We start from the raw sequence: 6,866 nt of genomic DNA, 5'->3' as shown, positions 1-6,866 counted from the left end.
CTCGCTGTGTTCTTCAAAGGAACCTCGACCATCGGCTGTCCGATGGACGGGGTATCAACATATCTGGCGTTGATTTTTGGCACGCTGTTGAGTTCTCAAGGAACGGACGCTTCCTTCGTACTCACCCGAGAGACTCTCTCGCGGCTTTCCTCCGGGCGCTTCCCTTCGGTGTTTCCGACTCTATCAGATCTTTTCCGGTCCGATTCCCGGTCGGCGGGATTTGTCTTGGGCTTGTGGGCTTTCACCCGTCGGCCTTTCGACATTCACTACGTTAGCCGATTCCCCGGCCCGATTCATAATCGGGGTTCTGCGGGTTCGAATTCAGGCATGCAGGCACACCGGAATCGACCCCGCTGAGGGGTTCTCGTAGGTAGTGGGTTGGCCGCTCCGGCTGCTGGCAATCGCAGTACCCGGTTCAGCGGCTCGGGCTACGTTACGCACCTTCGAGGGCCGAGTCAACTTCGGCGGCGCCTCGGGACGTGGGCCCGATAGGGGCTCACCGTGGGGTCGTTGGCGATCCAGAAGCGCCAGGGGTGGACGTCCCCGTTGCCACCGTCGCCGGCCACGCCGGTCCGGGGACCATTACGCACCTGGTCAGAGGTGACCGGGGTGCCGGCGAGCACCCTCAGTGGTGTCTCGCCGGAGGCGCACGCGTCCGTGCCGTCCAGGGCGCGTCCCACGCCCAGGGCCGTGGCCAGTCGGGCGGGACCTTTGGCCAGTTCCTTGTCGTTTCGGGCCGAGAGTCGACGTCTGCGGGCCAGCTCGGCGCCCTCGATGATCTCGCCGGCGCGGAGCAGGACGGCGCTCGCCTGTCCGTCCGGGCCGCACACCAGGTTCATGCAGTGCCACATGCCGTAGGTGAAGTAGACGTACACATGGCCGGGCGGACCGAACATCACGTCGTTGCGGGCCGTGCGGCCACGATAGGCGTGGGAGCCGGGGTCGTTCGGGCCGTCGTAGGCCTCGACCTCCGTCAGGCGCAGGGTGATCGGACCGTCCGGGGTCGTACGCACGAGGAAGCGGCCGAGGAGGTCGGGGGCCACGTCCAGTACGGGCCGGTCGAAGAACCTCCGGGGCAGGGGCGTACGGTCGGGGGTCGCGATCATGCCGTCCGAGGGTAGTGCAGACGGCTGGGTGCAGCGGGGTGGTCAGGGGACGTTCGCCTTGCCAGGGTGGGGCGCGGAACCGGTCGCGGTCGGATCGCGTTTGTAGTGATCAGAGACGTTAGTGAACGAGGGAGAGACATGGCGTTCAAGAAGCTGCTCGCGAGTCTGGGGGCCGGCGGCGCTTCGGTCGAGACGGTGCTGACCGAGGTCAACGTGGTTCCGGGCGGTGTCGTCCAGGGTGAGGTGCGGATCCAGGGCGGGTCCGTCAGTCAGCAGATCGAGGCGCTGTCGGTCGGTCTGCAGGCCAAGGTCGAGGTCGAGGGTCAGGACACCGAGTACAAGCAGGACATCGAGTTCACGAAGGTACGGCTGGGCGGTGCCTTCGAGCTGCAGGCGAACGCCGTGCACGCGGTGCCGTTCGGGCTGGACATCCCCTGGGAGACGCCGATCACGATGATCGACGGTCAGCCGCTGCGTGGCATGCACATCGGTGTGACGACCGAGCTGGAGATCGCGCGTGCGGTGGACTCCGGTGACCTGGACCCGATCAACGTGCATCCGTTGCCGGCGCAGAAGGCGATTCTCGACGCCTTCATCCAGCTGGGCTTCCGTTTCAAGAACGCGGACATGGAGCGCGGGCACATCCGGGGTACGCGCCAGAAGCTGCCGTTCTATCAGGAGATCGAGTTCCTTCCGCCGCAGCAGTACCGCGGGCTGAACCAGGTGGAGTTGAGCTTCGTGGCCGACGAGCAGGCCATGGATGTCGTGCTCGAGATGGACAAGAAGCCGGGGCTGTTCAGCGAGGGCAGCGACACCTTCCGGTCGTTCCAGGTGGGGTTGCACGACTACCAGGGCACCGACTGGGTGGCGTATCTCAACCAGTGGCTGTCCGAGGTCGGCAGCAAGCGCAACTGGTTCTAGGCTCGGAACCCACTGAACCATCCGATCAGGAGGTACCGAGGTGACCGAGCTCAAGAGGCGGCCGCTCCCCCACGACTTCCATCCGCCTGTGCCGTCGTTCACGGTCACGAGTGAGGACGTCGAGGAAGGCGCGACGCTCAAGGACGCTCAGGTCTACGCGGCCGGCAACACGTCACCGCACCTGCGGTGGGAGGGCTTCCCGCCCGAGACCAAGAGCTTCGCCGTGACCTGCTACGACCCGGACGCCCCGACGGGGAGCGGCTTCTGGCACTGGGTCGTGTTCGACATCCCGGTGTCGGTGACGGAGCTGCCGGCGGGTGCGGGCAGCGGGAAGTTCGAGGGGCTGCCGGAGGGTGCCGTACAGGCGCGCAACGACTACGGCACGAAGGACTTCGGCGGTGCCGCGCCGCCGCCCGGGGACGGGCCGCACCGGTATGTGTTCACGGTGTACGCCGTGGACCAGGAGAAGCTCGGTGCGGACGCGGACGCCAGCCCGGCCTTCGTGGGTTTCAACCTGCGGTTCCACACACTGGCGCGCGCCCAGCTGATCGGTGAGTACGAGGTGCCCGCCAAACCCTGACGTTCACCGAACGTTTGCCCGCCTCTGGTCTTGGACGTGATCAGAGGCGGGCATTTTTGTTGCCGGGGGTCACGGGGACACCCCTGTGGAGCAGCAGATATTGCGTTGTCCATCTCGGCGTGCACGGCCAGAGTTGATCCCAGCCCGCCATGGGGTGGGCCGGTGCACACGGGAGGTGGGCTGGTTATGCGGGACACGCTGGTTCTGAACGCGAGCTTCGAGCCGCTGTCGACGGTGACGTTGAACCGAGCCGTCGTTCTGGTGCTCCAGGACAAGGCCGTCGTCGAGCAGGCCCACCCCGAACTGCGTATGCGCGGAGCCGCGGTCGACATACCGGCGCCCCGAGTGATCAGGTTGTGCAGGTATGTCCGGGTGCCGTTCCGAAGACAAGCGCCGTGGTCGAGGCGGGGTGTCCTGGTGCGGGACCGGCACAGGTGCGCGTACTGCGGGCGGCGGGCGACGACCGTGGACCACGTGGTACCGCGGTCGCAGGGTGGTCAGGACACTTGGCTGAATACGGTCGCCTCGTGCGCGGAGGACAACCACCGGAAGGCGAATCGGACGCCGGAGGAGGCGGGGATGCCGTTGCTGCGGGAGCCGTTTGAGCCGACGCCGACCGATGCGATGTTGCTGGCGCTGGCCGACGATGACTTTGAGGCGCTGCCGGATTGGTTGGCGCAGTCGGCTGCTGCCTAGACCGTAGGGCTGCGGGTTTTGTTGACCTGCGGGCCGTATGTGGTTGATCGCGCAGTTCCCCGCGCCCCTGAGGGGGTGTGGGGAACTGCGTGTTGTAAGGCGGCTGTCAGTCGATGCTTGGCTTCTCTCGGCGTTCGGAGGCTGTGCCGCTGTTGCCCGAGGAGCCCGAACCTCCTGCGTTCGGGGCGAAGTTGCCCATGGCGCCGGAGAGGCCCTTGAGGGCGTCGCCGATTTCGCTGGGGACGATCCAGAGCTTGTTGGCGTCGCCCTCGGCGATTTTCGGGAGCATCTGGAGGTACTGGTAGGAGAGCAGCTTCTGGTCGGGGTCGCCGGCGTGGATCGCCTCGAAGACCGTACGGACGGCCTGGGCCTCGCCTTCGGCGCGCAGTGCGGCGGCCTTGGCCTCACCTTCGGCGCGCAGGATCTGGGACTGCTTCTCACCCTCGGCGCGCAGGATTTCGGACTGCCGGACACCTTCGGCCTGGAGGATCGCGGCGCGCTTGTCACGGTCGGCGCGCATCTGCTTCTCCATCGAGTCCTGGATGGAGGTGGGCGGTTCGATCGCCTTGAGCTCGACGCGGTTGACGCGGATGCCCCACTTGCCGGTGGCCTCGTCGAGGACGCCGCGCAGGGCCGCGTTGATCTCCTCGCGTGAGGTGAGGGTGCGTTCCAGGTCCATGCCGCCGATGATGTTGCGCAGCGTGGTGACGGTGAGCTGCTCGATCGCCTGGATGTAGCTGGCGACTTCGTAGGTGGCGGCGCGGGCGTCGGTGACCTGGTAGTAGATGACGGTGTCGATGTTGACCACCAGGTTGTCCTGGGTGATCACCGGCTGCGGCGGGAACGGGACGACCTGTTCGCGCAGGTCGATGCGGTTGCGGATGGTGTCGATGAACGGGACGACGATGTTGAGGCCCGCATTCAGCGTCCGCGTGTAGCGGCCGAAGCGCTCCACGATGGCGGCGCTGGCCTGCGGGATGACTTGGATCGTCTTGATCAGGGCGATGAAGACCAACACCACCAGAATGATCAGGACGATGATGACCGGTTCCATCGTCGTTCCCCGTACCCTTCTTCCGCCTCGGCGCTTTCGGCAGTTCTTATGGTGCAGATCTTATGGCTGTTGAAGATCTTGCTGGTCGAGTCTGACAGACCGTCGCGCAGCTCGTGCGGTGTTCGGTCACCTTGCGTCGTGCGAGGTCACATGACGATCGCCGTGGCACCCTCGATGTCCACCACGTCCACTTCCTGGCCTGCCTCGAAGGTGCGGTCGGCGTCGAGGGAGCGTGCCGACCAGACCTCACCGGCCAGCTTGATGCGTCCGCCGGAGCCGTCGACGCGCTCCAGCACGACGGCCTGTCGGCCTTTCAACGCCTCTACGCCGGTGGCGAGTTGGGGGCGTTGTGCGCGGTGCCGGTTGGCGATGGGCCGTACCACCGCGATGAGGGCCGTCGAGACGACGGCGAAGACCACGACTTGGAAGACGGCGTCACCGCCGAAGATGCCGGCGGTCACCGAGGCCGCGATGGCGCCCACCGCGAGCATGCCCAGTTCGGGCATCGCGGTGATCACGAGTCCTATGCCGAGCCCCGCCGCTCCGATCAGCCACCACAGCCACGCGTCGATTTCCACACGGTCATGGTAGGACCGCGGAACGTGCGCGGACAGGGCGCGATCAGGTTGGGAGGTGCTTCTTACCCGTCTCTTTGCGGGTACTTCACCGGCTCAGGACAGCGGGAGGCCCTGGGCGGTCCAGCGGTCGCCGACCTGCTCGACGACGAGCGGGAGACCGAAGCAGAGGGAGAGGTTGCGGGAGGTGAGCTCGAGCTCGAGAGGGCCGGCGGCGAGGACCTTGCCCTGGCGGATCATGAGGACGTGGGTGAAGCCGGGGGCGATCTCCTCCACGTGGTGGGTGACCATGAGCATCGAGGGGGCGATCGGGTCGCGGGCGAGGCGGCCGAGACGGCGTACGAGGTCCTCGCGGCCGCCGAGGTCGAGGCCGGCGGCGGGCTCGTCGAGGAGGAGCATCTCGGGGTCGGTCATCAGGGCGCGGGCGATGAGGGTGCGCTTGCGCTCGCCCTCGGAGAGGGTGCCGAACTTTCGGTCCAGGAAGTCGGACATGCCGAGACGGTCCAGGAACGCGCGGGCGCGCTGCTCGTCGATCTCGTCGTAGTCCTCGTGCCAGTGGGCCGTCATGCCGTACGCGGCCGTCAGCACGGTCTCCAGGACGGTCTGGCGCTTGGGGAGCTTGTCGGCCATGGCGATGCCGGCCATGCCGATGCGGGGGCGCAGTTCGAAGACGTCGGTGCCGGGGGTGCCGAGGGTTTCGCCCAGGATGGTGGCGGTGCCCTTGCTGGGGTAGAGATAGCTCGAGGCGACGTTGAGGAGGGTGGTCTTGCCAGCGCCGTTGGGGCCGAGGATGACCCAGCGCTCGCCCTCCTTCACCGACCAGGAGACCTGGTCCACCAGAGCCCGGCCCTCACGGACCACGGATACGTCCTGAAGCTCCAGAACATCGCTCATGAGCGCGTTGTCTCCCCTTGCAGTGTGGCCGGTCTCGGCTGTCGCGTACGCCTGTGGCTCGGTCCGCCGCGCCGGTGGGCGCAGCCCTCAAGGAAATCTACGCCACCGGTCGGCCGGTCCATTCCATCGGTCCGGTACTTAGGGTGGAGGCATGCTTTCGGAACCGCGCTCTGGACGCCTTGCCGCTTGGGGAAATGCCCTTCTTGCCGGACTTGTTTCGCCGGACGACGCCGTGCTCGCCATCGTCGGGGACGATGCCGTGCACCGGGTGGAGGGGCTGCCGGGTGAGTCGGCGCCGGTCGGGCTCACGCTTGCGCTGGGGCGGCTGCGGGCGCTCGGGGTGACCGGGCTGCGGGTCGCACTGCCGGCGCCTGGGCATCCGCTGGGGCTGAGCGGGCCGCCGGAGTTCAATGCGCGGGCGCTGGACGCCGAGGAGGCGGTGATCTGCCACGGCGGTGCGCTCGGACTGGTGCCGGAGGTGTACGAGGCCGGGCCCGACGGTGATGTCCATGTCGAGATCGTGTGGCATGTGCTGCCGGTGCGGGAGGCGCCGCCGGCCGATGTGCCGTCGCTCGGTGAGGCGGAGCGAGAGCTGGCGGAGGCGCTGCGGGAGGCGACCGAGGTGCTGACGCGGCTGGACGTGGCCGGGGCGGGGCCGGTGGCGGAGGCGGCGATCGATGCGTATCGGGCGCGGGCCGAGCGGGGGCGGGAGGTGTTGGCGCCGGGGTATCCGGGGCGGGCGGTGCGGGTGCTGGAGCTTGCGCAGCGGGTGGGGATGCTGATCTCGGTGGCGTACGAGAACGGGCATGGGGGTGCGGTGAGTGCGTCTGAGATGACGGCGCGGTCTCAGGCGTTGCGGCCGGTGGAGCGGGTGGCTCGGCGGGCGCAGGTCGCGGCGTACAACTCCGGTGGGGAGGAGTGGGAGCGGGGTGTGAGGTGAGGTCGGTTGTTGTGGGGACTGGTGTTGGGGCGGGGTGGGGTTGGGTGCGCAGCCCGGCGCTGACGGGGTGCCGCCCGCGCCCACCCGTGCCGCCCTGGGC

General features: G+C 67.7%; 8 protein-coding genes. 4 read left to right on the top strand and 4 right to left on the bottom strand.

Annotated features, from left to right (window positions below):
- Nucleotides 1–455 precede the first annotated feature (455 nt).
- A complete protein-coding gene (locus tag ACTWQJ_RS43840) occupies nt 456–1,106 on the bottom strand; it encodes a DNA-3-methyladenine glycosylase (protein ID WP_443311977.1) in 651 nt (216 codons plus the stop codon).
- Nucleotides 1,107–1,244: 138 nt separating this feature from the next.
- On the opposite strand from ACTWQJ_RS43840, the gene ACTWQJ_RS43835 reads away from it, so the two are divergent.
- From ACTWQJ_RS43835 to ACTWQJ_RS43825, 3 genes are all read left to right on the top strand, one after another.
- Nucleotides 1,245–2,027, top strand: a complete 783-nt coding sequence (locus ACTWQJ_RS43835) for a sporulation protein (protein WP_443311976.1) — start codon at nt 1,245–1,247, stop codon at nt 2,025–2,027.
- Between the two features lie 40 nt (nt 2,028–2,067).
- A complete protein-coding gene (locus ACTWQJ_RS43830; protein WP_385789120.1) occupies nt 2,068–2,607 on the top strand; it encodes a YbhB/YbcL family Raf kinase inhibitor-like protein in 540 nt (179 codons plus the stop codon).
- Nucleotides 2,608–2,793: 186 nt separating this feature from the next.
- Nucleotides 2,794–3,303, top strand: coding sequence for an HNH endonuclease (locus tag ACTWQJ_RS43825; protein WP_443311975.1), 510 nt, complete (start codon nt 2,794–2,796; stop codon nt 3,301–3,303).
- 106 nt (nt 3,304–3,409) lie between these two features.
- On the opposite strand, the gene ACTWQJ_RS43820 is transcribed toward ACTWQJ_RS43825, so the two are convergent.
- The 3 genes from ACTWQJ_RS43820 to ACTWQJ_RS43810 form a co-directional block, all read right to left on the bottom strand.
- Entirely contained in the window at nt 3,410–4,357 is a 948-nt protein-coding gene (locus ACTWQJ_RS43820) for an SPFH domain-containing protein (RefSeq protein WP_129797123.1), read from the bottom strand.
- A gap of 146 nt (nt 4,358–4,503) precedes the next feature.
- Complete coding sequence (locus tag ACTWQJ_RS43815) at nt 4,504–4,935, bottom strand: NfeD family protein (protein ID WP_129797124.1); 432 nt, start codon at nt 4,933–4,935, stop codon at nt 4,504–4,506.
- 93 nt (nt 4,936–5,028) lie between these two features.
- Nucleotides 5,029–5,826 (bottom strand): ABC transporter ATP-binding protein, encoded by a 798-nt coding sequence (locus tag ACTWQJ_RS43810; protein WP_443311974.1) that lies wholly within the window; start codon nt 5,824–5,826, stop codon nt 5,029–5,031.
- 151 nt (nt 5,827–5,977) lie between these two features.
- Here ACTWQJ_RS43810 and ACTWQJ_RS43805 point away from each other — a divergent pair, with 151 nt between their 5' ends.
- Complete coding sequence (locus ACTWQJ_RS43805; protein WP_443311973.1) at nt 5,978–6,766, top strand: hypothetical protein; 789 nt, start codon at nt 5,978–5,980, stop codon at nt 6,764–6,766.
- Nucleotides 6,767–6,866 lie beyond the last annotated feature (100 nt).

Source organism: Streptomyces sp. KR55 (assembly GCF_052245645.1).
GTDB lineage: Bacteria > Actinomycetota > Actinomycetes > Streptomycetales > Streptomycetaceae > Streptomyces > Streptomyces flavusporus.
Note: the sequence above shows the minus strand (reverse complement) of the source record. Positions and strands in the feature narration are given on the sequence as shown.

Coding starts and splice junctions, on each gene's coding strand:
- ACTWQJ_RS43825 (WP_443311975.1), top strand. CDS start 2,794: ATGCGGGACACGCTGGTTCTGAACGCGAGCTTCGAGCCGCTGTCGACG.
- ACTWQJ_RS43820 (WP_129797123.1), bottom strand. CDS start 4,357: ATGGAACCGGTCATCATCGTCCTGATCATTCTGGTGGTGTTGGTCTTC.
- ACTWQJ_RS43810 (WP_443311974.1), bottom strand. CDS start 5,826: ATGAGCGATGTTCTGGAGCTTCAGGACGTATCCGTGGTCCGTGAGGGC.
- ACTWQJ_RS43840 (WP_443311977.1), bottom strand. CDS start 1,106: ATGATCGCGACCCCCGACCGTACGCCCCTGCCCCGGAGGTTCTTCGAC.
- ACTWQJ_RS43835 (WP_443311976.1), top strand. CDS start 1,245: ATGGCGTTCAAGAAGCTGCTCGCGAGTCTGGGGGCCGGCGGCGCTTCG.
- ACTWQJ_RS43805 (WP_443311973.1), top strand. CDS start 5,978: ATGCTTTCGGAACCGCGCTCTGGACGCCTTGCCGCTTGGGGAAATGCC.